We start from the raw sequence: 26,956 nt of genomic DNA, 5'->3' as shown, positions 1-26,956 counted from the left end.
TATATGGGCATAATTAATCGGTTTACCAATTTAAAAGTCAGTAAGAAATTATTCTTTGGATTTTCAATCGTCCTGCTTGTTACGCTTGCTATTCTGGTTTCGGGTTTGCTTGGTTTGGCAAATATCCAGGACAAAGTGAGAAAAAACGGACATACCACCGATCTGTTTAACGCGCTGTCCGAGGTACGCCTGGGACGCACGAATTTTCAGTATACGCTGGACCAGAAATATCTGGATCAAATCAACGCCGCCACCAAACGCATGCAGGGTATTGCCGTTGAGATGGATACGTTGTCCTGGTCCCAGGAGGGGAAAAAGGCGCTGGACGATACGGTAAATGCAGTCAATAGCTACGTTGCGAGCCTTGAACCCTTTACGAAAGCGCTTTCTGAAAAGAAAATCAGCGAACAAAAACTGAATACCCAGGGACTGTGCGATAACTCTGAGCTGGCTTCAACGCTGAGCCGGAATGGTACGCTGGACGCCCAACATGCGCTTGTTGCGGCGCAAATCGCATTTATCATGAGTGACATTGACTCACAGATGTCGCTGTATAAACAGCATCCGACAGATGAGTTAATGAATGGGATCCGCAAACGTCTGGAGACGGCAAAGTCCGATACCGGGCAACTGCTGTTGGTTGCTTCTGAAGATCAAAAGGTCTGGTTGCAGTCCGGGCGTGAAAACATGCAGAGCGTAGCGGCTGAGCTGGTCAATTACAAAAGCGTTTGGGATCAACAGGCAGCGCTCTCCGATACCTTGACCGGCAAAGCGGTCACGCTGACCCAGGCGATTCAGACCTTATTTAGCATGCAGCAGAAAAAGGTCACCGATACGGTAGAGAGCGTCCAACTGCAGATGGGCATAGTCGCCGTTATTGGTATCGCGCTGGGCGTCCTGCTGGCAATGGGGATTACCTTATCCGTTACTCGTCCGCTGAACGAAACCCTGCGCGTGGCGGAGCTTATCGCCAGGGGGGATTTAACCAGCACCCTGACCAGTACGCGTCGTGATGAGCCGGGCCTGCTCATGCAGGCGGTTTCCACCATGAACAGCAACCTGAAAAACATCATTAACGATGTGCGTGACGGCGTGGATAGTGTTGCCAGGTCGTCCTCAGAAATTGCGGCGGGGAATATGGATTTATCGGCCCGCACTGAGCAACAGTCTGCCGCGGTAGTGGAAACTGCCGCCAGTATGGAAGAGCTCACCTCGACCGTCGCGCTGAACGCTGAAAATGCTAACCATGCGCGACTGCTGGCGGATGAAGCCTCACAGAACGCGACGGAAGGAAGCACGATCTCACTGCAGGTGATTGAGACCATGAAGAGCGTGCGCGACAGTTCGCACCGTATTTCTGAAATCACCACCGTCATTAACAGTATTGCTTTCCAGACTAACATTCTGGCGCTCAATGCCGCGGTAGAAGCTGCCCGTGCGGGCGACCAGGGGAAAGGTTTCGCCGTGGTTGCGGCTGAAGTGCGTACGCTTGCCCAACGCAGCGCTCAGTCAGCAAAAGAGATTGAAAACCTGATTAATGAGTCCGTGGTGTATGTGGATAACGGTTTTCACCTGGTGGAGAGCGCGGGCGTTGCGATGACCAGGATTGAGACTTCCGTGTCTCAGGTGCGCGATATCATGAATGAAATTGCCGCCGCGACCGATGAACAAAGCCGCGGGATTTCGCAAATTGCGCAGGCCATGGCGGAGATGGATACCACCACCCAACAAAACGCCGCTCTGGTTGAAGAGTCTTCAGCAGCGGCCAGCTCGTTGGAGGAACAAGCCGTACAACTTGAAAAAGTGGTGTCGATCTTCCGCGTGTCGAACGATCAAAGCGCCATTGCGCGAAACCACAAGGTAAAGGGTGGGAACACCGTCAGGCAGACCTCGATGGTACGTCCTTCCTCTAACGACCAGGACGACTGGGTCAAGTTCTGATGATTGCCGTGCGGCTGTTCTGGACCGGCTGCCGCACGCTTGAGGCTCGTGATGATTACCATAACCAGGCAACTCCCGACATTATTCTCTGACGCCAGTGGCTTGCTGGCCCGTTTCCTTACCTGTGCGCCGGTAAAAGCGTTGAAGACAGCCATTGCTCATCGCCAGTTCAGACCGGTGTATCAGCCCATTTTTAACAGCCAGACGGGTAAAATAGCAGGTATTGAGGTGCTCGCCCGATGGACGCATCCCCAGTATGGCACTATTCCCCCTGATGTATTTATTCCCCTGGCGGAGGAGCAGGGCCTGATTGCCTCGCTGACGCATCAACTTATCCAGCAGGTCATTGCCGATCTGCAGCCACGACTCCCTCTTTTCCCCAATGGACTTTACCTTAACCTGAATCTGAGCCCCGAAAACTGCCTCGATCCGCGCTTTGAATCGGACGCCGTGGCGCTCATGCAAAAACTTGCCCCGGGTCAGGTTCAACTGGTTATCGAAATTACCGAAAGACGCCCTCTGCACTTTACCCCTCAGTTAAGCGAGTGGTTTGCCTCGTTGAGAAAATCCAATATCGCCGTGGCGTTAGATGACTTTGGGACGGGATACTCGAATCTGTGTTACCTCCACGCGCTGGAACCGGAGTTCATCAAGATAGACAAACTGTTTGTCGGCCAGATTGGCGAGGGAGGTGATACCAGGATTATCGATACGCTTATTGAGCTGGCGCAAAAGATGAATCTGCGCATGATTGCCGAAGGCGTTGAGACTCGGGCTCAGGCTGACTATCTGCGCGTAAAACGCTGTGATTTTTTACAAGGGTATTATTTATGCAGACCCGTTCCGCCTGAAGAGCTGATTGGAGTAATGCAATCACCCGCAATCTTTAGCGTCGATTGATACGGCAATGCTGCCCGGGTAAACCACAGGTGATGATCATTTGATGCGACATTTCGTTTTGTAACATATTTGTCTGTTATTGTGAGTTCCTTATTTTTAGCTAAGAATATAGACTCTGAAAATTAATATTAACGTTCCGATTTTGAACGTCCGGCATTAAGGATTTTCTTAAAATTGGACCCCGTTTTTGATCCTTTGTGTGATTCTTTGGTTTGAGCTGTAACTATTCATAACTTCTCCTTTTTTCTTTTCCGTCTATCGGTAAAATGGCCTCCGCCAAATGGTGACTTCTTATTTTACCCCTCGGGTAATACCCTTCCGCGTGTTAAGGCTAATATCTTATTCAGACGGAGATAAATAATGCAGGTAATAATGTTTGACAGGCAGTCAATATTTATTCATGGAATGAATGTAAGTTTGCAAGAGCATATTCCAGGAGTGGATGTTCAGGGTGTCAGTCAGGCAGATGACCTTTGGCAGATGCTGGAAGACAGCCCTGATGCGTTGGTTATGCTGGATGGCGACCTTGATGCAGAGTTCTGCCGTAGCTTGCTGCAACAGATAGCAGAACGCTTTGCGACGGTAAAAGTGCTGGTAACCGCAACGGATTGCCGTAAAAAGTGGCTGCAGGAGGTCACGCAATTAAATGTGCTGGCCATTGTTCCGCGTGATTCGGACGCGGAAACCTTCACGCTGGCTCTCAATAGCGTCGCGATGGGGATGATGTTTATCCCCAGAGATTGCATAACTGCTACCGAAAGCGGTGGGCAAAATATCAGATTGCTCAGCGCGCGTCAGCGGGAGATTCTGACGATGCTGGCCGCCGGAGAATCTAATAAACAAATTGGTCGATTGTTAAATATCAGCACCGGAACGGTAAAAGCCCATCTTGAATCGCTGTATCAGCGCCTGGAGGTAAAAAACCGTACCCAGGCGGCAATGATGTTAAACGACGCCATGTAGTGGGCACATATTTCACAGTCAGAATGTTTCTGGCTGTGAAATAGCCACCGGCCAGATTTCTTTAGCGCAAAATCGGGCAATCCCCACGCTGAATATCCATATAATTAATGCTTCCAGCTGAAACCTGTCTTTTATTTGCGGCATTTCCTTATGGATGAATGCCTCGCAGATACGCATATCCGCGAGCAGTAATGTTTCTGCCTGCATCGCTGTTATTGGGGTAGCAAAGGTTTCGTTTGCGGTGATTTCATGCCCGTGGCCAATAACCCAAATTCCCTTTTTGTCCTGATACTTTTCCAGCGACAGGCCCTGCCATTGCTTAATAAATGTGACACAGGCGGGCGTGAAAGGCGTCGAACGCAGCGGCATAATAATCTCTGTGCAAAGAGACCTATTCTAAGTAATGCTCACCGTTACGCCAGTTGCCACCCAGCCAGTTTTTACAGCAATATGCCTTATGGCGCGGGCGGCTGATATTCATGTTTTAACAGGCCAAAAATCCAGTCATCATCTTGCAGCGGTTGACTGATGAGACGCGAGGTGTGCAGTACAGGCACTGGCTTATCCCCTGAATAATTTGCAATGATTGTGCGGAAGTCACTGTAAAACACTTTTATTTACTATATGAATATGTTTTGGTCGGCGTCACAGCGCTGCGTTTATAAAAAGATAACTACATACCATTGTGAGACCGTACTTTTTGGGGCCTTTTAGGGAAGATAATGACCAATAGCGCATTACAGGCGACATGTACACCATTTGAACATTGTTTGGGGATAATCCGCCAGGCGTCGGTAGAAATATTGCTGATGCTGGGTGTGCACGTAGCAGAGGGGAAAGATCCACGCTGGTTTCTCGAGCAGCTTGACCAGGCACGACTGAATCTGGGCGGTTGGGGAGTTGTCGCCAGACGGTTGCAGATGAATGATGCGCAATTGAGCCAGTTCACTTTGCGCCTGCGTCATCTTCAGCAGAGCGTACCCCAATATGAAAATGGTCAGGACGTCAGTGAAAACCAACTGATTTCTGCGCTGCGTTTTGTCGCCTCTCTGGAACAGTTGCGCCAGCAACAGCCCATCCTGAAGTATTCAACCGATATTGAACGTGCAGAACCGGATGCACAGATGCGGGCGCAGCGTCAGCTTCGCGCAATAGAATTAACCCTCAAATCCCTGATTGCGCGGGTATGGCCGGATCAACATCCGCTCAACAGCTTCCTGAAACAGCACTTTGGCGGTGAACGCTTGCGTCGCTGGTTAAAGCTGGGGGAAAGCCGGGATGCGCTGGACGGCATGATGTTTAGCGAACTGGCGCTGATGGTCGTCGATAAGAAATTATTCGTACGCCACTTTACCCAGATTTTTAACGATACCTCAGTGCTCATGTCGTTTGTTGAGCCACGTATCACGCTGCGGATGTTCCTGGATGATTGCCGCCTCGCCCGTAACTGTGTTATCGCGCAGCAACCTCTAACCTCAGTACAACTGCTGCTGCTGGATTACCAGTACCGTCAGATTACTCACTCTGTGCAGCGAGCATTTGAAGAACGGCGTACGCGCATTAATCCTGCGTCGTATCTGGAGTCAGATGAGGCGACGGTTCGCCAGTTTTGGGAAGCCGCAAAGCAAAAAGACGAGCAGGCGGGTGGTGATAAACAAGAAATCGCAGACAGTATCGATCCGCCGGAGAAGCGGACCAAACGCACGGCGGAAGAACGTGAGCAGCTAATTTCCGGCATGTTGTGGGTCGCGGTAGGCGTGATGGTGCTGGCGATTTCGCTGGGTGCGTTCTGGTTATTCACTGCGCCAGCGCCACAGGCGCCATCCGGGCAATCCGTTGAAATTGTGCAGGAAGAACCGCGACGTGACGCCCCCAGCGCGCGGGAGGCGGTAACCCGAATGGGGATCACCTGGGATGCCTTTAACATGCGCGCGGCTATCGATCGCAATGACACCCGCGTGACGTCTCTGTTCCTGCAGGGCGGAATGGACTGGAAGCTGGCATGGACGGAGCAGGCGTTCTCGGCGGGCAATACCGAGGTGTTGAGGCTGCTGCTGCGTTACCCTTCGCAAATGGACGAAAGCAAACCATGCCGACAGTTTATGACCACGCTCAGCCATGCGATGTCGAATGGGGCGTCGCTCACTTCGCTGCACAAAAGTTATCTGCAAAGTTTTTGCTCAGTGCCTGCGGTCGTCGCACGTCAGCAGTATGATCTTGAACAGGCCGAGCTGCGCGTTCGCGCCCAGCCAAGCCCGGAAAACAAGAAATGGCAGAAAATTCACGCCGAACTGTATGATGCGATTAACTGACAGCCTGATGATTCAGACCGTCAGCCGCTAGGGCTCGCCATACAGACCGATGAGTCTGCGCACCACGCCATTGGTCCAGCCAAAGCCGTCCTGCAACGGATATTCCCCGCCGCCGCCTTCGCGCGGCGCGGCATCCGCTATGTGGTATTTTTCGATAATCTTATGGTGTTCCTGATAAAAGAGATTCACCGTTTTCAACCAGTTACGTGCGATTTCATCTCCGAGATGATCGTCTCCGTACAGTTTGAAACCCTGGATCGCCATCCACTGCAGCGGCGCCCAGCCGTTGGGCTTATCCCACTGCTCACCGGTTTCATGCTCCGTGGCTAAAATCCCGCCAGGCGTTAGCAGGCGGCTACGCACCGCATTGGCAAGTCGGTCGGCTTGTTCATGGGTTGCCATGCCGACATACAGCGGCACAATACTGGCGGCAGAGAACAGGGCCATTTGCTCGCGTCGCCAGTCGTAATCACGATAGCAGCCGTTTTCATCGTCCCAGAGATAGCGGTTCACCGCATCGCGGCGGTCACTGGCTTTCTGGCGAAACTGCGCTTCAGTTTCTTTGTCGCCTTTCAGTGCCGAAATATTGGCGATAGTGCTTTCCAGCTTGTAGAGGAATGCGTTCAGGTCAATCGGGATGAACTGAGTGGTGCGTATGCTGGCAAGGCGGCCTGCGTCGCGTAGCCAGCGCGAGGAGTAATCCCAGCCGGAGGCCGCGCCCGCGCGTAAATCCCGATACACCTCATTGGGTGGGCGACCCGAATGCTTAGCGGTCTCGACGTCTTCAAGCCACGACTCATCGCGTGGCGTGTCGCGATCGTCCCAATAGCGGTTGAGTAGAGAGCCGTCAGACATTCTGATCACGTGACGGTAGGCCTGGTTAAGCACCAGGGAGTCAGCGCCATCCATCCAGAACGCGTACTCCATTTTTAAATGATCAAGGTAACGACGCGCGCCGCGTACGCCATCCTCTTCAAACAGTTCCACCATCAGCGCAAAAACTGGCGGCTGCGAGCGACTCAGGTAATAAGTACGGTTACCGTTCGGGATGTGACCATAGTTTTCAATCATCCAGGCAAAGTTATCCGCCATACATTTCAGCAGGTCTTCGCGACCGCTCTCGGCCAGGCCCAGCATAGTGAAATAGGAGTCCCAGTAGTAGGTTTCGCTAAAACGTCCGCCGGGCACAATGTATGACTGCGGTAATGCCAGCAGGGAGGACCAGGGGATGTGATCCTGTGGCTCGCGCGTCAGTACTGGCCACAGTTGATCAATATGCTCTTTCAGCGAATTTTCCGGGTCAGAAACGTATTCACTGGAGGGCGTTTCCGGGAGCCAGAAGTGGTTCTCGACAAAGCGTCGCAGATCAAAGTCGCGGTGGCGTTTAACCTTGCGATAGCGGATTAAAATGTCCAGCGGGTCCATTTTGGGCGCGCAATCGGGAAAGGTTTTGCTATCTGCAAACAGTTTTGACGACTGAACGTGTTCGAACAGTTCGAGGTAACGATCGGCGGGGGTTAACGCATCTGAGGCGGGTAACCCTGCAATCATCTCCGGTTCAGGCTCCGCCTCAATCATTTCATCCAGCTTTAACTCGCACGGATCCATTTCATAAAGCAGATCGATGTCGATCGTCATTTCTTCAGAAGGGGCGTGGGGTAGTTTCTGGTTGAGCATAATGAGAAAGACCTCCGATGGACGTTGAAAGATTAAGGCTATTGCCCGCTCGTCAGTTAAGCGTAGACATTCGCTTCGGTGTCTGGTGAGTAAAGCGTGCGGTCGATCACGTTTTAATGCTGGGCAATATTTAAAAAATAAAACTATCCCAATGAAAATAATGAATAATTCAGAATTCTGCGCGACCTGAAGATATTCCATTTTCAGAACATTCGATTGCAACGAGGTGTGAACAAAACAGGTAACGTCTTATCTCTATAATAGGCACAGGCTATTCTATCGATAGTTCTCCCCCATGTAATTGCTTGATACTTATCAAAATAGTAATCCCCTCATTTCCTATGATGGTCAGGTCCGACAAAGACTGTGTGTTAATTAGTCTATTTTCTGGGTCACAATAACTCACAACGGTGAGGGTAAAAATAATGAAAATCATTACCCGTCTTACCGCGATTGCTATAGCTGGCATCGCGATTTGTTATTTTGGATTATCCGGTTATGTGTGGTATCACGATAATCAACGTAGCAAACAGGCTGATGTTCAGGCCTCTACGCTGGAAGAAAATAATAAAGTATTAGGGTTCTTACGCGAAAAAGGATGCGATTATTGTCACACCCCTTCAGCCGAATTACCTTTCTATTCTTCTTTTCCTGTCGCTAAACAGTTGATGAATTACGACATTCAACTGGGATACAAATCATTCAATCTTGAGGCCGTTCGTGCGGCGCTGGTCGGGGATAAACCCGTATCGCAAAGCGACCTGAATAAAATTGAATGGGTGATGCAGTACGACACCATGCCACCGACGCGTTATACCGCATTGCACTGGGCTGGCAAGGTAATCGATACGGAGCGAGACGAGATCCTGGGCTGGATTGCGAAACAGCGTGAGCAGTACTACGCCAGTAACGATACCGCCGCACAGCATCGTAACGAACCTGTGCAGCCGATACCGGAAAGTATCCCGACCGATGCCCGCAAGGTGGCGCTGGGCTTTACGCTTTACCACGACCCGCGTATTTCCGGCGATAGCACGATTTCTTGCGCCCACTGCCACGCCCTGAATGCGGGCGGCGTGGATGGCCGGAAAACATCAATCGGCGTAGGCGGCGCGGTTGGGCCTATTAATGCGCCAACGGTATTTAACTCGGTCTTTAACGTAGAACAATTCTGGGATGGCCGTGCGCCAACACTGCAGGCGCAGGCGGGTGGTCCGCCGCTCAATCCAATTGAAATGGCGTCTAAATCCTGGGATGAAATCATCCAGAAACTGGATAAAGACCCGACCCTGAAGCAAGAGTTTATCGCTGTTTATCCGCAGGGATTCAGCGGGGATAATATTACCGATGCGATTGCCGAGTTTGAGAAAACGCTGATCACGCCAAATTCGCCGTTTGATAAATGGCTGCGTGGTGATGAAGGCGCGTTAACGGCCCAGCAAAAACATGGCTATCAGTTATTCAAAGATAATAAGTGCGCGACCTGTCATGGCGGTATTATTTTAGGCGGACGTTCATTTGAACCACTGGGTTTGAAAAAGGACTTTAATTTCGGCGAGGTCACTGCCGCAGATATTGGCCGCATGAACGTCACCAATGAATTACGTGACAAGCTGCGTCAAAAAGTCCCTGGCTTGCGTAACGTTGCGCTGACCGCGCCTTATTTCCATCGCGGTGATGTGCCAACGCTCGACGGTGCGGTAAAACTGATGCTGCGTTATCAGGTGGGTAAAGAACTGCCGCAGGAAGATATCGACGATATCGTGGCGTTTCTTGAGAGTCTGAACGGTGTGTATACGCCGTATATGCAGGGTAAATAAGAGAAAACCGGATGGCAAAGCGCCATCCGGTTTTTAATTGCTTAACGCATGGTAACGAACTCTTCTGCTGCCGTTGGGTGAATCGCAACGGTGTTATCAAAGTCTTTCTTGGTTGCGCCCATTTTCAGAGCCACCGCGAAGCCTTGCAGCATTTCATCCATCCCAAAACCGATGCCGTGAATACCGACAATCTTCTCTTCCGGACCGACGCAAACCAGCTTCATGCGGCACGGCTGACGGTGCGTGGTGACAGCGGTATACATCGCGGTAAACGATGATTTATACACTTTCACCTGGTCATCGCCGTGCTGTTCGCGAGCCTGCTGCTCGGTTAAGCCCACGGTGCCAATTGGCGGGTGGCTGAAGACCACGGTCGGGATGTTGCTGTAGTCTAAATGCTCGTCCGGTTTGTTGTTAAATAGACGCTCGGACAGGCGACGGCCCGCGGCAACAGCAACCGGCGTCAGCTCAACGGCACCGGTGTTATCGCCGACGGCATAAATTCCCGGCACGCTGGTGTTCTGATATTTATCAACGACGATGTAGCCTTTTTCGTTGGTTTTCACGCCAGTCGCCGCCAGGTTGAAGTTGTCGGTAGCAGGTTCACGACCAATTGCCCAAATCAGGCAATCTACCGTTTCGCTACGGCCATCTTCCAGTTGCAGGGTCAGACTGCCGTCAGCATTTTTAACGACTGCTTTCGGAATTGCATGAGTATGCAGAGTCGGGCCTTCGGCGTTCATCACCTCAACCAGCGTGTCGACGATCATTGGATCGAAGCTGCGCAGCGGCGCGTGTTTACGTACGAACAGATGCGTTTGGGCACCCAGGCCGTTTATCACGCCCGCCAGCTCAACGGCGATATAGCCTGCGCCAACAACAGCCACGCGTTTTGGCAGCGCTGGCAGTTCAAAGAAGCCATCGGAGTCGATACCGTATTCCACACCCGGAATGCTCGGATGGCTCGGGCGACCACCGGTAGCAATCAAAATATGATCGGCAGTAATGGTTTCACCATTCACTTCAATGGTTTTGGCATCTACAAAGCGGGCAAAGCCTTTAATCACATCGACATTATTTTTGCCCAGCACGTTGTCGTACGAGGTATGAATGCGGTCGATATAAGCGGTACGCGTGGCGATCAGTTTATCCCAGTCGAACTTATTGATGGTGGTGTCGAAACCGTAATCCGGACCGTACATGTGGATCGCTTCGCGGACCTGTGCGGCATGCCACATCACTTTCTTCGGTACGCAGCCAACGTTAACGCAGGTGCCGCCTAACTCTTTGGCTTCAATCAGTGCGCATTTCTGGCCGTACATTGCTGCACGGTTAATGGAGGCAATACCGCCGCTGCCGCCGCCAATAGCGATGTAATCATAGTGCTTGGTCATGACCGCTCCTTCATGTTCATTGTAGGGCGGAGAAGCGTTACGCCATCCGCCAAAATATTCGCGATTGTATACCTGATATTAAAAGGTTCCACCGATGGCTGCGATTACTCCGGCACGATCCAGCTTACCGAGGTATGACCGGTTCCTGCCGGTACCAGTTTGCTGTGCAACCACGGCAGAACGTTGTTCATCTGCTGCTCCAGCTTCCACGGCGGGTTAATCACAATCATGCCGGACGCCGTCAAGCCGCGCTGATCGCTGTCCGGGCGTACCGCTAGCTCAATTTGCAGAATTTTGCGGATGCCGGTGTCTTCGAGATCGTGGACCATGCGCTTGATTTGCTGGCGCAAAACTACCGGATACCACAGCGCATAGGTGCCGGTCGCGAAACGCTTGTAGCCTTCGTTAATACCAGTCACCACCGCCTGGTAGTCACTTTTGATTTCATATGGTGGATCGATAAGGATCAGCCCGCGACGGGAAACTGGCGGTAATTTTGCTTTTAGCTGCTGATAACCATCGGCTTTGGCCACGCGAGCGCGCTCATCCTTCTGGAATTCGCCGCGCAGCAGAGGAAAGTCGCTCGGGTGCAGTTCAGTTAATTGCAGACTGTCCTGTTCGCGCAGCAGCTGGCGAGCAATTAACGGAGAGCCCGGGTAGTAGCGCAACTGACCGCTACGGTTGAAGTGCTGCACCACGCCAATGTAGGGTTCCAGCTCGGCAGGCAAATCGTCCTGCTGCCAGATACGTGCGATCCCTTCAAGATATTCACCGGTACGTTCGGCATGCTCACTGCTCAGCTGATAACGGCCTGCGCCAGCATGGGTGTCCAGATAGAGAAACGGTTTTTCTTTCTCTTTGAGCGATTCAATGATCAGGCTCTGAACGGTGTGTTTAAGGACGTCGGCGTGGTTGCCAGCGTGATAACTGTGGCGATAACTGAGCATGGGTAAACGTGTTCCAGGTTATAAACGTAGGCCCGAAAACAGCGCGATATCGGGCGAAAATAAAGCGTATCGCCACAGTATACAGAAAACTCGTCACTGCCGCGAAAGCGCAACGCCTGGCATTGAAATCCTCTACACTTAACCCCATTGTACAAATTAATATGCACAGCGCCGGATACGCGCTTCATTCACTCTTTTCAACAGGACCGCGCTAATGACCAATCCATTGCTGACTCCCTTCGAACTGCCGCCGTTTTCTAAAATTCAGCCTGAGCACGTTGTGCCTGCCGTCACTAAGGCGCTGAATGATTGCCGCGAAAACGTTGAGCGAGTGGTTGCGCAGGGCGCGCCGTACACCTGGGAAAATCTCTGCCAGCCGTTGGCAGAAGTTGACGATGTGCTGGGGCGTATTTTCTCTCCTGTTAGTCACCTGAACTCGGTGAAAAATAGCCCGGAACTGCGCGAAGCCTACGAGCAAACGCTGCCGCTGCTGTCTGAATACAGCACCTGGGTTGGGCAACATGAAGGTTTGTATCAGGCGTACCGCGATCTGCGTGATGGCGATCATTACGCCACTCTGAACACCGCACAGAAAAAAGCGGTCGATAACGCACTGCGCGATTTTGAACTTTCTGGTATTGGTCTGCCGAAGGAAAAACAGCAGCGCTATGGCGAGATCGCTACCCGCCTGTCTGAACTGGGTAACCTGTACAGCAACAATGTGCTGGATGCCACCATGGGCTGGACTAAGCTGGTGACTGATGAAGCGGAACTCTCCGGCATGCCGGAGAGCGCGCTGGCCGCCGCAAAAGCCCAGGCTGAAGCTAAAGAGCAGGAAGGCTATCTGTTAACGCTGGATATCCCAAGCTACCTGCCGGTCATGACCTACTGCGACAACCAGGGACTGCGTGAGGAGATGTATCGCGCTTATTCCACTCGCGCGTCTGACCAGGGACCAAACGCTGGCAAATGGGACAACAGCCCGATAATGGAAGAGATCCTCGCGCTGCGCCACGAACTGGCACAGCTGTTGGGTTTCGAAAGCTACGCTTTTAAATCGCTGTCCACCAAAATGGCGGAGAACCCGCAGCAGGTGCTCGACTTCCTGACCGATCTGGCGAAACGCGCCCGTCCGCAGGGTGAGAAAGAGTTAGCCCAGCTGCGCGCCTTCGCAAAAGCGGAATTTGGCGTTGATGAGCTGCAGCCGTGGGATATCGCTTACTACAGCGAGAAACAAAAACAGCACCTCTACAGCATCAGCGACGAGCAGTTGCGCCCATATTTCCCGGAAAACAAAGCCGTTAACGGCCTGTTTGAAGTGGTTAAACGTATTTATGGCATCACCGCCAAAGAGCGCACCGATGTTGACGTCTGGCACCCGGAAGTCCGTTTCTTCGAGCTGTATGACGAAAACAACGAACTGCGCGGCAGCTTCTATCTTGACCTGTATGCCCGTGAGCATAAACGTGGTGGGGCGTGGATGGACGACTGTGTCGGGCAGATGCGTAAAGCCGACGGTACGCTACAAAAGCCTGTTGCCTACCTGACCTGTAACTTTAACCGTCCGGTGAACGGCAAACCCGCCCTGTTTACCCACGATGAAGTGATTACCCTGTTCCACGAGTTCGGCCATGGTCTGCACCATATGCTGACTCGTATCGAAACCGCGGGGGTTTCCGGCATCAACGGCGTGCCGTGGGATGCGGTCGAACTGCCGAGCCAGTTTATGGAAAACTGGTGCTGGGAGCCAGAAGCGCTGGCATTTATCTCCGGTCACTTTGAGACCGGTGAGCCGCTGCCGAAGGAGCTGCTGGATAAAATGCTGGCGGCGAAAAACTATCAGGCGGCGCTGTTTATTCTCCGTCAACTGGAGTTCGGCCTGTTTGATTTCCGTCTGCACGCGGAGTTTAACCCGCAGCAAGGGGCGAAAATCCTCGACACACTGGCGGAAATTAAAAAGCAGGTTGCCGTGGTGCCGGGCCCAACGTGGGGCCGCTTCCCACATGCCTTCAGCCACATTTTTGCTGGTGGCTATGCGGCAGGTTACTACAGCTATCTGTGGGCCGACGTGCTGGCGGCAGACGCATTCTCCCGCTTCGAAGAAGAAGGCATCTTCAACCGCGAAACCGGTCAGTCATTCCTCGATAGCATCCTGACCCGTGGCGGTTCGGAAGAGCCGATGACGCTGTTCAAACGCTTCCGCGGCCGCGAGCCGCAGCTGGATGCAATGCTGGAGCATTACGGGATCAAGGGCTGATTGTTCGCGTGAAAATTTGTTTACTGGATGAAACGGGCGCCGGAGACGGCGCCTTATCTGTTCTGGCCGCCCGCTGGGGACTGGAACACGATGAAGATAACCTGATGGCGCTGGTGATGACGCCGGAACATCTGGAACTGCGCAAACGTGACGAACCTAAACTTGGCGGTATCTTCGTTGATTTCGTGGGCGGTGCAATGGCCCATCGGCGCAAGTTTGGCGGTGGCCGCGGTGAAGCGGTGGCGAAAGCGGTTGGCATTAAAGGCGATTACCTTCCGGATGTAGTCGATGCGACAGCCGGGCTGGGGCGCGATGCGTTTGTACTGGCCTCGGTAGGCTGCCGCGTCCGAATGCTGGAACGTAACCCGGTAGTGGCGGCGCTGCTTGATGATGGTCTGGCGCGCGGCTATGCCGACCCGGAAATCGGCCCGTGGCTGCAGGAACGTTTACAACTGATCCATGCCTCCAGCCTGACGGCGTTAACCGATATCACCCCGCGCCCGCAGGTGGTATATCTCGACCCGATGTTCCCGCATAAGCAGAAAAGCGCGCTGGTGAAAAAAGAGATGCGGGTGTTTCAGTCGTTGGTAGGACCGGATCTGGATGCGGACGGCCTGCTGGAGCCTGCGCGTCAGTTGGCCACCAAACGTGTAGTGGTGAAACGCCCGGACTACGCGCCGCCGCTGGCGGATGTCGCCACGCCGAATGCGGTAGTCACGAAAGGGCATCGGTTCGATATCTACTCAGGGACAGCATAGTTTGTAGGCCGGATAAGGCGGTAGCCGCATCCGGCATTACGGCTTAAACAAACGGTGCCAGCGGATCGGCAATCTCAAACGCTACCGCGCGGTCTGCTTTCGGTGGGTAAATCAGCTCGCTGACAATCGACACCTTCAGCTTCTTCGCTTCTGCGCGCGTCAGTTTCACCTGTTGGTCCCAACCTTCGGTATATACCGCGCCCCAGGCTCCCAGATCCAGACAAGTGACGTACATCTCCTGGCGGTACGGCAGCGGCGCCATGTCCAGCACGCTTGCTGCGGCGTTGTTTCCGGCGAACTTGCCCAATAAAATTGCGTGCTGGCAGGTCATTAACGCATGGTTGCCTTTGTCGTCGGTGGCGGCATAGGCCACATCGCCGGTGGCGTAGATATCATCGTGACCCACAACCTGCAGATGGGTATTTACATGCAGACGGCCCTGGCGATCGCGCGGAGCGTTAATCTGTGCTGTCAGGCTATTCGCTTGTACGCCGACCGTCCAGATAACCGTCTGCGAAGCAATCACCTGACCATCTTTCAGCGTGACGCCGGAGGCATCCACGCACTCTACTTCCGCATTGACCAGCCATTCGACGCCCAGTTCAGCGGAGGCTTCGATAATGACGTCACGTAATTCCTGGCTCCAGCGCCCGCCTGGCTGAGCGCCGCGTTCAACTACGACAACTCTGGTCTTAGCATCAGCGCCCAATATTTCGCGCAAACGCCCCGGCAATTCCAGCGCCATCTCAATCCCGGTAAAGCCGCCACCACAGACCACGACCGTATTGCGGGCCTCACTTTCCGGTTGTAATGCGAGATCCTTAATGTGCTGCTCCAGTACGGCGGCGCTCTCGAGCTGGTCGAGGTCAAACGCGTGCTCAGCGGCGCCGGCGACGATGTCGCGGTTTACGTGGCTGCCGCTGGCGAGCACCAGGCGGTCATAGCGGCGCAGATGAATTTCACCGTTGGCATCTTTCCAGCTTATCTCTTTAGAGTCTGGGAGGATCTGCTCGACGTGGCCTTGCAGGAAGTTGACGCCAGTAACGTCAAACAACGGCTGCAGCGGGGCGACCAGGGTTTGTACGGCGCTTTCATAAAAGCGTGGACGGACACGCAGCTCTGGTTGTGGCGCAATTACGGTAATATCAATGGCCTGCTGATGTTTATCCGCCAGTCGTGCGGCGCTTAATGCTGCCCACATACCGGCAAAGCCGGCGCCCACGATCAGAATTTGTTTACGCATTAGGGTTTTCTCACTGGTGACTACGAATTATTTACTCGGATTTTATTTGTCGTAGTTAAGAATTGCAATGCGATCAAACTCCTTTTTACCGAAAAGGGTGGGGTTATTTAATATCTATTTGATAAATATGTATTTAAAATTATATTTTAAAGTGGCTTCACTTTGCTGTCTGGAATGAATGAGACGAAAAAGCTACAATAAACTCAGATTCATTTTGGCTGAGATAAGAGAATGGCATTCTACAGTTCCGGGGTTGAGTACGGCATTCATAGCCTGATGTGTATGGTCGACAGCAAGGGCGACGCGCGGGATATGAGCGTGCGTGAAATTGCCGAGCTGCAAAGCGTGCCGTATGACTATCTGGCGAAAATTTTTACCCGTTTATCGAAAGCGGGCCTGGTACGCAGTATTGAGGGCAAGGGCGGCGGTTTCCAGTTGGCTAAACCCGCTGAACATATCACGGTGTTGGACGTGGTGAATGCCATCGATGGCGACAAGCGCATCTTCGAATGTCGCGAAATTCGCCAGCGGCTGGCGGTATTTGAGGAGCATCCGCCAGAGTGGGCCTGTGAAGGCATTTGTGGTGTGCGCTCGGTAATGGATATGGCCCAGCAGCGAATGGAAGAAGCGCTCGGCCAGCATACGATCCTCGATTTGGCGCGCAAAATGTATCGCAAAGCGCCGGACACTTTTGTCGTTGAAGTTCAGGAGTGGATTGACGCACGCAAAGGGTAGCGATTGAAAATGCCCGATGGCGCCAGGCTACCGGGCGATATCTCAGGCAATTTTGAAGAGATTGACCATCTCCGGGTTGCGTTCTATAACACGGAGAACCTTTAAATAGGTTCCTGTAGGAATACGCCTTTTTTGTTCCCAGGCCTGGATCAAAGAGGATGAAACACCTATCGCCTGTGCAAATTCATCCTGCTTCATTTTAGCTTGTTTACGAATGGCTTTGACGTCCGGAAGTTCATACCGGGTGACCTGGGCGGCAGCTTTACGGCCCTGGCTAATTTCAACGGCCTCGCTTGCCGACTCCATCAGTTCTTTAAAGAAATCATTCATAACGAGTTCTCTTTCAATTGGTGAATGATGGCCTTGAGTGCGTTTTTTTCTTCGCCGCTCAGGCTGTCTTTCCTGCTTTTAGGATAAGCCATGAAAAGCCAGATACGCCCTTCGCCATTTTGAAAATAGTAAATACTACGGATCCCACCACTTTTGCCTTTGTTGTTGCTTTCAGGTGCGAAGCGGACCTTCCTGCAACCGCCTGTACCCTGAATTAAATCTCCCTCCAATGGATTTATAATGAGCATTTCCTGAAATGCCCGGTACTCATCCTCGGTGAGCAGCGCTTTCCGTTGGCGTGAGAAGACTGAAGTCTCAATAAACTCAATATAGTTCATGGTCATGTCCGTCCATGATGACCTGGTTGTACAAACTATACTCTTACAGAGTAGGACCTAAAAGGCAAAAAAACCGCGATGTGACTCGCGGTTAATGTTAAAAATAAGCTTACTTACTGCTATCTGGCGTATTAATCATGCGGTTCAGCCATGGCACCATAATCGCCATCACGACCGTTACTGCCAGAGTGACCAGGCCAATCTTACTGAAGACGTTGGTGTAGATAGGCAGCGTTTGCAGCGGGTCGGTGATGTTCTCTGGTACGGCGGTGAAGGTGGCGACATAACCCCCCATCAGGAAGGCCGCAGCCTGGGTCAGGAACCACATCCCGAGAATAAAGCCCATCAGGTGCTGTGGCACGAGAGCGGCGACCATCGCCAGTCCCAGGGCGCTAATCAGCAGTTCACCCAGACTCTGGAACAGGTAGACCAGCACGATAAACCACGGTGACGTCAGCCCCTGCGCATCGGCAAACCACATCCCGGCAGCGGCGGCCGTCAGGAAGCCCAGCGAGCACAGGAACATACCGAGCGTAAATTTCATCGGCATGGTCAGGTCTTTGCCTTTGTTTCCCAGACGGGTATAGACAGCGGCCAGCACCGGACTTGCCAGTACCACCCAGAACGGGTTCAGCGCCTGGAAGCTCACCGGGTTGATGGCAAAACCGAGAATTTCATGGTGCACGTTATTGATAGCAAAGAAGTTCAGCGATGTCGGCATCTGCGCGTACAGAACGTAAAACACCACCGCTTCCAGCATCAGGATAAAGGCCACGAACATCTTGTTACGCCCGGTTTTATCCAGTTTGAATGCCTGACGGAAGAAGATGATCGTCACGGCAATCGACAGGACAATCAGCACCAGGTTGGCAACCTGCACGTTGTGCATCAGCCAGGCGCAGATAAATACCATCACTACCGTACCGGCCAGCACGCAGAATAGATTACGGAAACTCAGCGGCTTATGGTCTGGCTCAGAGCCGATATCCTTCACCATGCCACGACAGGCAAAGTAGACCAGCAGCGCGACGATAAGCCCGGCACCGCACAGGTTGTAGGTCACTGCGTAGCCAAACTTATCGGCGATCACTGGTGCCAGCGACAGCGACAGCAACGAACCGATGTTAATCGACATATAAAACAGGGTGAAAGCACCGTCCAGACGGGCGTCTTTCGGTGGATAGCATTTTGACAACAGGCTTGCCGGGTTGGCTTTAAACAACCCGTTACCAACGGCAATGGTACCCAAAGCAATAAAGATCAGATCGGGCTTAAGCAGCGACATCCCGGTCATGAAGTAGCCGATGGCCAGTACAATGGCACCGAGTACCAGTGTGCGCTTGGTGCCTAGCAGGTGGTCGCCGACGTAGCCGCCGATCGAAATCAGGCCGTAAACCAGCGCGGCAAAGGCACCAAAGGTGACGAATGCCTGTTCTTGTGAAAATCCGAGCTGCTTAACAAAAAATACCGCCAGGATGCCCTGAACGCCGTAATAGCCAAATCGTTCCCACAATTCTACGAAGAAGATCATGAAGAACGGACGAGGTTGCTGCAGCAAGCCCGTAGGTGCAGTTTTATTCATATTCCATCGCCTTTCAAAGCCATCCCGAAAAGTATGAACGCGTATGCTTAAACGCGCCGAAAAAGTCTTATTTTGTTATAGACTGCGGTTATTGGCCGCGAGGGTAGAGTATTATAGAGATGGTTTTCGATCCAATTAGTTGATCACACTAATTATGATTTGTTTGTTGGATTGATGTACTAATTGTGTCCGAATGATAAAAACAAAAACGCCCGCACAGGCGGGCGTTTACAGGCTAAGCGACTTGCTGCGGGCCGGGTTATGTTCCGGCGGTAAGCATTTTATGCTTCTTCGTCGTCACGCAGCGGAACAATCAACATGTCGACGTGGACAGTGTTGATCAGTTGGCGCGCGGAGGACATCAGTTTGCTCCAGAAATCCTGGTGGTGACCACAAACGACCAGATCCATGTCGTATTTTTTGATGGCATCAACCAGAACCTGACCCAGATCGCCGCTACCGCTCAGGGTTTCGGTGATAGGGTAGCCTGCATTGGTGGACAGCTCGGTTAACGCGTGGTGGGTTTCTTCAGAAATGCGTTTCTGCATGTCGCCGAGATTCACGTCGATAAGCCCGGTGTACAGGTCGGAATAGTTTACGTCAACGTGGATAAGGGAGACTTTAGCATTGTAAGGCCGCGCCATAGAGACCGCTTTTTCAACCAGAACTTTGCTTTCCGGAGAAAGATCAACCGCGATAAGAATGTGTTTATAAGCCATAGTGTTACTCCTTCCATAAGTTGTCGATGACTAGCCTGCTGGCGTTATCTGCCGCCGCGTCATCCGCGTCCTGCGAACCTTGCGCGCGGGGCTAGCCCAGTCGTAAAAACGTACCATATAAGGACTATCCTTACATTATAGCGACCAGGATAATCCGTCAATCCGCCTTGCTTGCCAAGCAGTTAAACAAATTTTTTAGTTAATTGCATTGATAGCGATTAACCTTCTGGCAAAAAAATTAACTAATCTCCTACACTATCTAGAGGGGCGTTCGGATGCGTGATACTAATACGAACGGTTTCGGCTGTACTCTTCACTGAATGGTTTGGCAGGGTATCGGGGAGCGGTAGTCCCGGAAAGGAGTTCCGTGGGCGGGTCGCCGGGGAGGAGGTATGATAAGCACCATTGCATTGTTCTGGGCTTTATGTGTCGTTTGCATTGTTAATATGGCGCGCTATTTTTCTTCGCTACGCGCACTGTTAGTGGTACTTCGTGGTTGCGATCCATTGCTTTACCAGTATGTAGATGGAGGAGGCTTTTTTACCTCGCATGGGCAACCGAATAAGCAGATGCGTCTGGTGTGGTATATCTACGCTCAGCGTTACCGCGATCATCATGATGATGAATTTATTCGCCGCTGTGAGCGGGTTCGCGGTCAGTTCATTCTCACCAGCGCGCTATGCGGCCTGGTGTTAATCAGCATGGTTGCGCTGATTATCTGGCACTGATTCCAACGACAGATACAAAAAAAGCGGGCCAGTTTCCTCACCCGCTTTTTTACCGTGCATTCGCTTAGATAAGCTTCAGGGAGAGCCAGTACAGCACCCCGGAAAGAATAATCGCAGCCGGTAGGGTGAAGACCCAGGCCATCAGAATGCTGGTCACTGTTTTACGCTGCAAACCGCCGCCATCAACAACCATCGTTCCCGCAACGGAAGAGGAAAGAACGTGAGTGGTGGAAACGGGCATACCGGTGTAACTGGCGAGACCGATAGAGACTGCGGCAGTCATCTGCGCCGACATCCCCTGGGCATAGGTCATACCTTTCTTACCGATTTTCTCGCCGATGGTGGTGGCTACGCGACGCCAGCCAATCATCGTACCAATACCCAGCGCCAGTGCGACGGCCATAATGATCCAGATAGGCGCGTACTCAATGGTGCTCAGCATGTCAGCTTTCAGTTTCTTCAGCAGACGCTGATCGTCAGCGCTTACGCCAGGCAGCTTAACCACTTTATCGGTGGTATCAGAGATGCACAGCATAATACGGCGCAGCTGACCACGCTGCTCGACGCTTAACTTGTCGTAAGTTTCCAGATTCGCCAGCATACCTTTCGCGCGTTCCAGCGCGTTGATGGTATTCGCCGGGTGGCAATGGAACTCTGTCGCCGTCGCGGGTGCCGCGTCCGTCGGTGACGGAATCAACTGGTCTACGCCTGTGGCCTGTTTAAGCAGGTCAGGGCGCTGCTGGAAGAAGACTTCGACGTTATTGATTGCATCACGGGTACGGGTAATCTCGTAACCGGAAGCATTCATATTCACCACGAAACCTGCAGGCGCTACGCCAATCAGCACCAACATCACCAGACCAATGCCTTTCTGACCATCGTTCGCACCGTGGGAGAACGCCACGCCGATTGCGGAGAGGATCAGTGCAATACGCGTCCAGAACGGCGGCTTTTTCTTACCGTCTTTCTTTTCACGTTCTGCCGGCGTCAGGTGGATACGGGCACGTTTTTTCGTACCGCTCCAGTAGCGACGCAGAATGAAAATAAGACCACCTGCAACCACCAGACCGACAATTGGCGAGATGATTAGCGAGGCAAAAATACCGATAACTTTCGGGATGTTAAGTGCGTCCACCACCGAGGTGCCGGTCATCAACGCATTGGTTAAACCAATACCGATAATGGCGCCAATCAGCGTGTGGGAGCTGGATGCAGGCAAACCAAAGTACCAGGTACCCAGGTTCCAGATAATTGCCGCCAGCAGCATGGAGAACACCATGGCGAGGCCATGTGACGATCCCATATTTAGCAGCAGATCCGTTGGCAGCATATGCACGATGGCATACGCCACGCTGAGACCGCCCAGCAAAACACCAAAGAAGTTGAACAACGCAGCCATGACCACCGCCAATTGCGAACGCATTGCGCGGGTGTAGATCACGGTTGCGACAGCATTGGCTGTGTCATGGAAGCCGTTAATTGCTTCGTAGAACAGCACGAAAGCCAGAGCAAGCAATAGTAAAAGCCCGGTATGTAAATCCAGGCCAGCAAACAAATGTAGCATAGGACGTTACGCCATTTTGAGGACATGAACGCGGCGCATTATCAGTGACTTTGGCGGCGCGGGCAAAGTGAAATATAGAGTTTTTTTGATTTGTCTCCTGCTTTGTTTTACACCACTAAAGAATTATCCTATATATTTCAGATAAATACCCTTTATCGGTAGTTTGGTGCTGGTGCGACCACTGAGGAATCTTTACAATTCACTCCCGCTTTTTAGAGAGGATCGCAACGTGGAAAGGTTTGATACCGTTATTATAGGCGCTGGCGCAGCGGGTATGTTTTGTGCCGCGCAGGCAGGACAAGCAGGTAGTCGCGTACTGCTGATCGATAATGGTAAAAAGCCAGGGCGCAAGATTCTCATGTCTGGCGGGGGCCGCTGCAACTTTACTAATCTTTATGTCGAACCGGCCGCGTATTTGAGCCAAAACCCGCATTTTTGCAAATCGGCGCTGGCGCGTTATACGCAGTGGGATTTTATCGATCTGGTGGGCAAGCACGGCATTGCCTGGCATGAAAAAACGCTAGGTCAGCTTTTCTGCGACGATTCCGCCCAACAAATTGTCGATATGCTGGTGGACGAGTGTGAAAAAGGTAACGTAACTATGCGGTTACGTAGCGAAGTCCTGAGCGTTGAGCGCGATGGTGACGATTTTATCCTGGAATTGAATGGGATGACTGTCGGCACGAAAAAGCTGGTTATCGCCTCCGGTGGCCTCTCTATGCCGGGTCTGGGCGCAACGCCGTTTGGCTATAAAATTGCCGAACAGTTCGGCCTGAACGTGTTGCCGACCCGCGCAGGTCTGGTGCCGTTCACTTTACATAAGCCGCTACTGGAGCAGCTTCAGGTGCTCTCTGGCGTATCGGTTTCCTCCGTTATCACCGCCGAGGACGGCACCGTATTTCGTGAAAACCTGCTCTTTACGCACCGCGGGCTTTCTGGTCCGGCCGTGCTGCAGATTTCCAGTTTTTGGCAGCCAGGTGAATTTGTCAGCATTAATTTGTTGCCGGATGTTGACCTCGCGGGCTTCCTCGATGACCAACGAAGCGCACACCCTAATCAAAGCTTAAAGAACACGTTAGCGATGCAGTTGCCAAAGCGTCTGGTGGAATGCTTACAGCAGTTAGGGCAAATTCCGGATGTCTCGCTGAAGCAGCTTAACGTACGCGATCAGCAAACGCTGGTTGAAACGCTGACCGAGTGGCGGGTGCAGCCGAACGGTACGGAAGGGTATCGTACCGCTGAAGTCACGTTAGGTGGCGTCGATACCAACGAGCTGTCATCGCGCACAATGGAAGCGCGCAAAGTGCCGGGGCTGTATTTTATCGGCGAAGTTATGGACGTCACCGGTTGGTTGGGCGGCTATAACTTCCAGTGGGCGTGGTCGAGCGCCTGGGCGTGCGCACAGGATTTAGCCTCTGGGGTAAAAACACAGTAGATTTTGCCAGCAAGAAGTCAGCATTTTATGAATGAAATCAATTAGCAGTGTGCTCAATCGCTATCGTTATTCAGGCCGTTAGCGGGAACAGAACCTCACCTAGGGTTTACCCGGTTTGCGGCCAGGTAAACCCCATATGATCACTACGCGACCACTTCCATTTCCATCATCACCGGATGGAAACGGCGCTTGAAGTAAATCAGCCCGTGGCCTTGCTGGCTGAGGGTAATGTTCTTGATTTCGACCAGATAGACCAAATGGCTGCCGATAGTCTGCACTTGATTAATCTCACCCTCGAGGCTTGCCAGCGATCCTTTCAGTACCGGTTGGCCTTGCGCGCCTTTCTGCCAGCATGAAAGGTTGAAGCGATCTTCCATAGCCATGCCTGTCATCCCGGCGAAATGGCGGGCCATCACTTCCTGCTCGTGGTTCAACACGTTGATACAGAGCTTGCCGTTGCCCTGAAACACCGGGTTCATCGCGCTATTGGCGTTGATACAGACCATCACCGACGGTGGCGAGTCGGTCACCGAACAGACTGCCGTAGCGGTGATCCCGCAGCGGCCCGCTTCGCCTTCGGTGGTGATGACGTTAACGGCGGCCGACAGACTGGCCATGGCATCGCGAAAACGCAGACGTTGTTCATCTAATTGCATTGTGACCTCCCGCTGCTGGTTACTTCAGCAGCTTATCCAGCATGTTGATATCGGAATTGTTGTGCAAATGTGGAACCGTCCAGCCATTTTGGTCGTACTCGGACAGGCAGCGATCGACCATCGCCATCATTTTGTCCATGTTGCCGGAGCTCTGTGCCTGGCGCAGACACTGCAGGCGGATTTCGTCCTGGCTACCGGAGTAGTTGATTTCATACAGCTCGTGGCGGCCACCAAATTCGCTGCCGATGGCGTCCCACATTAGTTTGAGGATCTTGATGCGCTCGACGTGATCCATACCGTTCGATCCGCGTACGTATTTCGCCAGATATTCGTTGATTTGCGGGTTATTGAGATCGCGTGCGCTGGACGGCAGATAGATCAGGCCGCTGGTGACGCTGCGCTCGATAATATTTTTGATTTTGGCGTAAGCCATCGGCGCCATCACGCGATAGGTTTGCAGCGCGGCGTGATCCGGTAGATATGCCCCGTTGACCCACGGCGTTGCTTCGGCGCACATTGAGTCGCTCAGCGCCCAGAACATATTGCGCCAGGCCACGACTTCGCCAAGCTCGGCCTGTACGCCGCGGAACTCCAGGGTACCGGTGCACTCCAGTGAGCGCTTCAGCAGGGCTGTGATAAAGTCGAGCTTTACCGCCAGACGCACGCAGGCCTGCAGCGGATACATACGGGCGAAGCCACCTTCCATCGTCCAGCGGCGGCAGCGGTCAAAGTCGCGGTAAATCAGCACGTTTTCCCACGGGATCAGCACGTTATCCATGACCAGGATCGCATCGTTTTCGTCGAAGCGACTGGAGAGCGGATAATCGTATGGCGATCCGGTTGCTCCGGCGACCAGTTCGTAGGAGGCGCGCGAGATAAGTTTGACCCCTTCGGCATCCATCGGCGCGACGAACATCAGCGCGAAGTCCGGGTTTTCGCCCATCACCTGCGCGGAGCCGAAGCCAATCATGTTGTAGTGGGTCAGCGCAGAGTTGGTCGCCACCACTTTTGCACCGCTGACGATAATCCCAGCATCGGTCTCTTTCTCGAGCTTGATATAGACGTCTTTCACTTCATCCGCTGGCTTATGGCGGTCGATCGGTGGATTGACGATGGCGTGGTTAAAGTACAGGCCGGTTTCCTGAATGCGGGTGTACCAGTCGCGGGCGTTCTGCTCAAACTGACCATAAAATTCTGGGTTAGCACCCAGCGCACAGCCAAACGCGGCTTTGTAGTCCGGAGTACGCCCCATCCAGCCGTAGCTCAGGCGCGACCATTCGGCGATGGCATCGCGCTGCTGGCGCAGGTCATCGGCACTTCTCGCGACGCGGAAAAACTTGTGGGTATAGCCGCCGCTGCCGGTGTCGGTACCCCAGCACAAGGTGTCCTGCAGTTCGGGTTTGTGCAGCGCATCGTACATTTGGGCGACAGAAGCGGCTGCGTTGCGAAAAGCTGGATGCGTAGTCACGTCTTTAACACGCTCACCGTAAATATAGATTTCGCGGCCGTCCTGCAAGCTCTTCAAATACTCTTCACCAGTTAACGGGCGTTTAGCGTCTGCACGGAAATTTTCAGGTTTCATAGGGGACCTCTTCAGTATTAATCGGATTGTGATGTTAAATTTATGTTTTGTTTTTGTTGTTCAATTGAAGCGGTAAAGAAGGTTTTCGTGAAGAGACTTTTAGGTCATCTGTGGGTACTTTTCAGGTGAGATAACGTTCTGTGATCCAGACGTCATTTAGAATGAAAGGGTAAGCAGAGTCACGACACGGGCACTTTCTTCAGTCTGAACGCGCTCGGTGAGCAGCCGACTAAGCGGTTAAAGAAGCGAGCGAAATAGGCTGGGTCCTTAAAACCCAATTGCCAGGCTATTTCGTTGATCGCGCTGTCGGAAAACAGCAATAGCCGCTTGGCTTCGCGCAACTGCCTGTCGAAAATTAGCCTTTTTGGTGGGCGGTTAGCGAAGCGGCGACAGATATCGGTCAGTCTGGATTCGGTCAGATGCAGCTCGTAGGCGTAGTCCGGCACCGTCCAGTGCTGGTGATAGTGGTTATCGATTAGCTGGTTAAAACGTTGAAACAGCCTTAGCTCGCCGCGTATCCCGCTGGCGGCATGATCGTCAAGCTTCGCATTCCGTAGTAGTAGGGTGAACACCGCCTGCGCCAATAGCATCAGTGTGTGTTCACGTCCCGGTAATTGCGAGGTCGACTCACGTTGAATCAGCCGCCAGTAGTGCGTTAGTGCCTCCAGTTCTTCGGGCTTATCGGCCAGCGACAGGCAGATACCCGGCAGGCCGAAGGCTTCCCGTGTGCCGGGATAAAGTACCTCCAACAGCGGCCAGACCAAATCCTCCCGCACCGTCAGTACGTGCCCATCACTATCAGACTCAGTGATAAAGGCGTGCGGCACCGACGGCGGTGTCAGAACGAACAGCGGTGCCTGTACTGAATAACGACTCTCGTCAAGCTGCAGCTCAATCTGCCCGGTATCAAGAAAGTGCATCTGAAAATATTGGTCGTGACGGTGCGCCTGCATATCGCGGCCAAAGAACTCAGCCATGCGGGCAAACGACTGATAATGCACATCTTCCGTTCCCAGACTCTCATCGTACTCTTTGTTGATATCGATATTGGCGATAGAGCTCTGACACATAGCGG

23 protein-coding genes are annotated in these 26,956 nt (G+C 52.7%); 10 read left to right on the top strand and 13 right to left on the bottom strand.

Annotation, left to right across the window (positions count from 1 at the left end):
- The first annotated feature begins 3 nt into the window (after nucleotides 1-3).
- The 3 genes from OGV77_RS07680 to OGV77_RS07670 all read left to right on the top strand — a co-directional run bounded on the left by OGV77_RS07680 (nucleotide 4) and on the right by OGV77_RS07670 (nucleotide 3,804).
- Nucleotides 4-1,941 (top strand): methyl-accepting chemotaxis protein, encoded by a 1,938-nt coding sequence (locus OGV77_RS07680; protein ID WP_075145516.1) that lies wholly within the window; start codon nucleotides 4-6, stop codon nucleotides 1,939-1,941.
- A gap of 51 nt (nucleotides 1,942-1,992) precedes the next feature.
- A complete protein-coding gene (locus OGV77_RS07675) occupies nucleotides 1,993-2,841 on the top strand; it encodes an EAL domain-containing protein (RefSeq protein WP_087050778.1) in 849 nt (282 codons plus the stop codon).
- Nucleotides 2,842-3,201: 360 nt separating this feature from the next.
- Entirely contained in the window at nucleotides 3,202-3,804 is a 603-nt protein-coding gene (locus OGV77_RS07670; RefSeq protein ID WP_043018650.1) for a helix-turn-helix transcriptional regulator, read from the top strand.
- 18 nt (nucleotides 3,805-3,822) lie between these two features.
- Here the strand turns inward: OGV77_RS07670 and OGV77_RS07665 are convergent, their stop codons facing one another.
- Nucleotides 3,823-4,173, bottom strand: a complete 351-nt coding sequence (locus OGV77_RS07665) for a glycoside hydrolase family protein (protein WP_043018649.1) — start codon at nucleotides 4,171-4,173, stop codon at nucleotides 3,823-3,825.
- A gap of 353 nt (nucleotides 4,174-4,526) precedes the next feature.
- On the opposite strand from OGV77_RS07665, the gene OGV77_RS07660 reads away from it, so the two are divergent.
- A complete protein-coding gene (locus OGV77_RS07660; RefSeq protein WP_087050779.1) occupies nucleotides 4,527-6,116 on the top strand; it encodes an STY4199 family HEPN domain-containing protein in 1,590 nt (529 codons plus the stop codon).
- A gap of 27 nt (nucleotides 6,117-6,143) precedes the next feature.
- Here the strand turns inward: OGV77_RS07660 and OGV77_RS07655 are convergent, their stop codons facing one another.
- Nucleotides 6,144-7,793, bottom strand: coding sequence for an alpha,alpha-trehalase (locus OGV77_RS07655; RefSeq protein WP_043018647.1), 1,650 nt, complete (start codon nucleotides 7,791-7,793; stop codon nucleotides 6,144-6,146).
- Between the two features lie 425 nt (nucleotides 7,794-8,218).
- On the opposite strand from OGV77_RS07655, the gene OGV77_RS07650 reads away from it, so the two are divergent.
- Nucleotides 8,219-9,613: a cytochrome-c peroxidase gene (locus OGV77_RS07650; protein WP_087050780.1), complete on the top strand. Its 1,395-nt coding sequence runs from the start codon at nucleotides 8,219-8,221 to the stop codon at nucleotides 9,611-9,613.
- Nucleotides 9,614-9,654: 41 nt separating this feature from the next.
- Here the strand turns inward: OGV77_RS07650 and gorA are convergent, their stop codons facing one another.
- Entirely contained in the window at nucleotides 9,655-11,007 is a 1,353-nt protein-coding gene (gene gorA, locus OGV77_RS07645) for a glutathione-disulfide reductase (protein WP_043018645.1), read from the bottom strand.
- Between the two features lie 104 nt (nucleotides 11,008-11,111).
- On the bottom strand, nucleotides 11,112-11,954 hold the full coding sequence (locus tag OGV77_RS07640) for a 23S rRNA (adenine(2030)-N(6))-methyltransferase RlmJ (RefSeq protein WP_286502641.1): 843 nt from the start codon (nucleotides 11,952-11,954) through the stop codon (nucleotides 11,112-11,114).
- A 214-nt stretch (nucleotides 11,955-12,168) separates the two neighbouring features.
- Between OGV77_RS07640 and prlC the strand changes: the two genes are divergently transcribed.
- Together prlC and rsmJ are read left to right on the top strand one after the other, a co-directional pair.
- Nucleotides 12,169-14,211 (top strand): oligopeptidase A, encoded by a 2,043-nt coding sequence (gene prlC, locus OGV77_RS07635; protein WP_286502640.1) that lies wholly within the window; start codon nucleotides 12,169-12,171, stop codon nucleotides 14,209-14,211.
- A gap of 8 nt (nucleotides 14,212-14,219) precedes the next feature.
- Nucleotides 14,220-14,969, top strand: a complete 750-nt coding sequence (gene rsmJ / locus OGV77_RS07630; protein ID WP_047408053.1) for a 16S rRNA (guanine(1516)-N(2))-methyltransferase RsmJ — start codon at nucleotides 14,220-14,222, stop codon at nucleotides 14,967-14,969.
- Between the two features lie 43 nt (nucleotides 14,970-15,012).
- On the opposite strand, the gene OGV77_RS07625 is transcribed toward rsmJ, so the two are convergent.
- Nucleotides 15,013-16,212 carry an NAD(P)/FAD-dependent oxidoreductase gene (locus OGV77_RS07625; protein WP_087050782.1) on the bottom strand — a complete coding sequence of 400 codons (1,200 nt, stop codon included), beginning with the start codon at nucleotides 16,210-16,212 and terminating at the stop codon, nucleotides 15,013-15,015.
- A gap of 231 nt (nucleotides 16,213-16,443) precedes the next feature.
- On the opposite strand from OGV77_RS07625, the gene OGV77_RS07620 reads away from it, so the two are divergent.
- The gene (locus OGV77_RS07620) at nucleotides 16,444-16,947 is read left to right on the top strand and encodes an RrF2 family transcriptional regulator (protein ID WP_003023361.1); all 504 of its coding nucleotides are present in this window, start codon (nucleotides 16,444-16,446) and stop codon (nucleotides 16,945-16,947) included.
- 42 nt (nucleotides 16,948-16,989) lie between these two features.
- Here OGV77_RS07620 and nadS read toward each other — a convergent pair whose 3' ends face one another.
- The 4 genes from nadS to uspA all read right to left on the bottom strand — a co-directional run bounded on the left by nadS (nucleotide 16,990) and on the right by uspA (nucleotide 19,916).
- On the bottom strand, nucleotides 16,990-17,277 hold the full coding sequence (gene nadS / locus OGV77_RS07615) for a NadS family protein (protein ID WP_087050783.1): 288 nt from the start codon (nucleotides 17,275-17,277) through the stop codon (nucleotides 16,990-16,992).
- Nucleotides 17,274-17,615 carry a type II toxin-antitoxin system RelE/ParE family toxin gene (locus tag OGV77_RS07610; protein ID WP_331251211.1) on the bottom strand — a complete coding sequence of 114 codons (342 nt, stop codon included), beginning with the start codon at nucleotides 17,613-17,615 and terminating at the stop codon, nucleotides 17,274-17,276. Before OGV77_RS07610 ends, nadS begins: the two co-directional genes overlap by 4 nt.
- A gap of 109 nt (nucleotides 17,616-17,724) precedes the next feature.
- Complete coding sequence (gene dtpB, locus OGV77_RS07605) at nucleotides 17,725-19,197, bottom strand: dipeptide/tripeptide permease DtpB (RefSeq protein ID WP_087050785.1); 1,473 nt, start codon at nucleotides 19,195-19,197, stop codon at nucleotides 17,725-17,727.
- Nucleotides 19,198-19,478: 281 nt separating this feature from the next.
- Entirely contained in the window at nucleotides 19,479-19,916 is a 438-nt protein-coding gene (gene uspA / locus OGV77_RS07600; RefSeq protein WP_003023368.1) for a universal stress protein UspA, read from the bottom strand.
- Between the two features lie 392 nt (nucleotides 19,917-20,308).
- Between uspA and uspB the strand changes: the two genes are divergently transcribed.
- A complete protein-coding gene (gene uspB, locus OGV77_RS07595) occupies nucleotides 20,309-20,644 on the top strand; it encodes a universal stress protein UspB (protein WP_003023371.1) in 336 nt (111 codons plus the stop codon).
- A gap of 64 nt (nucleotides 20,645-20,708) precedes the next feature.
- Here the strand turns inward: uspB and pitA are convergent, their stop codons facing one another.
- The gene (gene pitA, locus OGV77_RS07590) at nucleotides 20,709-22,208 is read right to left on the bottom strand and encodes an inorganic phosphate transporter PitA (RefSeq protein ID WP_043018638.1); all 1,500 of its coding nucleotides are present in this window, start codon (nucleotides 22,206-22,208) and stop codon (nucleotides 20,709-20,711) included.
- Between the two features lie 229 nt (nucleotides 22,209-22,437).
- On the opposite strand from pitA, the gene OGV77_RS07585 reads away from it, so the two are divergent.
- The gene (locus OGV77_RS07585) at nucleotides 22,438-23,643 is read left to right on the top strand and encodes a BaiN/RdsA family NAD(P)/FAD-dependent oxidoreductase (protein ID WP_043018637.1); all 1,206 of its coding nucleotides are present in this window, start codon (nucleotides 22,438-22,440) and stop codon (nucleotides 23,641-23,643) included.
- Between the two features lie 143 nt (nucleotides 23,644-23,786).
- Here OGV77_RS07585 and OGV77_RS07580 read toward each other — a convergent pair whose 3' ends face one another.
- From OGV77_RS07580 to hpaA, 3 genes are all read right to left on the bottom strand, one after another.
- The gene (locus OGV77_RS07580; RefSeq protein WP_043018636.1) at nucleotides 23,787-24,299 is read right to left on the bottom strand and encodes a 4-hydroxyphenylacetate 3-monooxygenase reductase subunit; all 513 of its coding nucleotides are present in this window, start codon (nucleotides 24,297-24,299) and stop codon (nucleotides 23,787-23,789) included.
- 19 nt (nucleotides 24,300-24,318) lie between these two features.
- Nucleotides 24,319-25,881, bottom strand: coding sequence for a 4-hydroxyphenylacetate 3-monooxygenase, oxygenase component (gene hpaB, locus OGV77_RS07575; protein ID WP_087050786.1), 1,563 nt, complete (start codon nucleotides 25,879-25,881; stop codon nucleotides 24,319-24,321).
- Nucleotides 25,882-26,060: 179 nt separating this feature from the next.
- Nucleotides 26,061-26,951, bottom strand: coding sequence for a 4-hydroxyphenylacetate catabolism regulatory protein HpaA (gene hpaA, locus OGV77_RS07570; RefSeq protein WP_043018634.1), 891 nt, complete (start codon nucleotides 26,949-26,951; stop codon nucleotides 26,061-26,063).
- Nucleotides 26,952-26,956: the final 5 nt, after the last annotated feature.

It is taken from the genome of Citrobacter sp. Ce129, from assembly GCF_030334545.1.
Classification (GTDB): domain Bacteria; phylum Pseudomonadota; class Gammaproteobacteria; order Enterobacterales; family Enterobacteriaceae; genus Citrobacter; species Citrobacter europaeus.
The sequence above is the reverse complement of the archived record's forward strand: the minus strand, read 5'-3'. Positions and strand labels throughout refer to the sequence as shown.

Bases quoted from the DNA above. Each gene is read 5' to 3' on its own strand.
- OGV77_RS07680 (WP_075145516.1), top strand. From the start codon at position 4: ATGGGCATAATTAATCGGTTTACCAATTTAAAAGTCAGTAAGAAATTA.
- OGV77_RS07675 (WP_087050778.1), top strand. From the start codon at position 1,993: ATGATTACCATAACCAGGCAACTCCCGACATTATTCTCTGACGCCAGT.
- OGV77_RS07670 (WP_043018650.1), top strand. From the start codon at position 3,202: ATGCAGGTAATAATGTTTGACAGGCAGTCAATATTTATTCATGGAATG.
- OGV77_RS07665 (WP_043018649.1), bottom strand. From the start codon at position 4,173: ATGCCGCTGCGTTCGACGCCTTTCACGCCCGCCTGTGTCACATTTATT.
- OGV77_RS07660 (WP_087050779.1), top strand. From the start codon at position 4,527: ATGACCAATAGCGCATTACAGGCGACATGTACACCATTTGAACATTGT.
- OGV77_RS07655 (WP_043018647.1), bottom strand. From the start codon at position 7,793: ATGCTCAACCAGAAACTACCCCACGCCCCTTCTGAAGAAATGACGATC.
- OGV77_RS07650 (WP_087050780.1), top strand. From the start codon at position 8,219: ATGAAAATCATTACCCGTCTTACCGCGATTGCTATAGCTGGCATCGCG.
- gorA (WP_043018645.1), bottom strand. From the start codon at position 11,007: ATGACCAAGCACTATGATTACATCGCTATTGGCGGCGGCAGCGGCGGT.
- OGV77_RS07640 (WP_286502641.1), bottom strand. From the start codon at position 11,954: ATGCTCAGTTATCGCCACAGTTATCACGCTGGCAACCACGCCGACGTC.
- prlC (WP_286502640.1), top strand. From the start codon at position 12,169: ATGACCAATCCATTGCTGACTCCCTTCGAACTGCCGCCGTTTTCTAAA.
- OGV77_RS07625 (WP_087050782.1), bottom strand. From the start codon at position 16,212: ATGCGTAAACAAATTCTGATCGTGGGCGCCGGCTTTGCCGGTATGTGG.
- OGV77_RS07620 (WP_003023361.1), top strand. From the start codon at position 16,444: ATGGCATTCTACAGTTCCGGGGTTGAGTACGGCATTCATAGCCTGATG.
- nadS (WP_087050783.1), bottom strand. From the start codon at position 17,277: ATGAATGATTTCTTTAAAGAACTGATGGAGTCGGCAAGCGAGGCCGTT.
- OGV77_RS07610 (WP_331251211.1), bottom strand. From the start codon at position 17,615: ATGAACTATATTGAGTTTATTGAGACTTCAGTCTTCTCACGCCAACGG.
- dtpB (WP_087050785.1), bottom strand. From the start codon at position 19,197: ATGAATAAAACTGCACCTACGGGCTTGCTGCAGCAACCTCGTCCGTTC.
- uspA (WP_003023368.1), bottom strand. From the start codon at position 19,916: ATGGCTTATAAACACATTCTTATCGCGGTTGATCTTTCTCCGGAAAGC.
- uspB (WP_003023371.1), top strand. From the start codon at position 20,309: ATGATAAGCACCATTGCATTGTTCTGGGCTTTATGTGTCGTTTGCATT.
- pitA (WP_043018638.1), bottom strand. From the start codon at position 22,208: ATGCTACATTTGTTTGCTGGCCTGGATTTACATACCGGGCTTTTACTA.
- OGV77_RS07580 (WP_043018636.1), bottom strand. From the start codon at position 24,299: ATGCAATTAGATGAACAACGTCTGCGTTTTCGCGATGCCATGGCCAGT.
- hpaB (WP_087050786.1), bottom strand. From the start codon at position 25,881: ATGAAACCTGAAAATTTCCGTGCAGACGCTAAACGCCCGTTAACTGGT.
- hpaA (WP_043018634.1), bottom strand. From the start codon at position 26,951: ATGTGTCAGAGCTCTATCGCCAATATCGATATCAACAAAGAGTACGAT.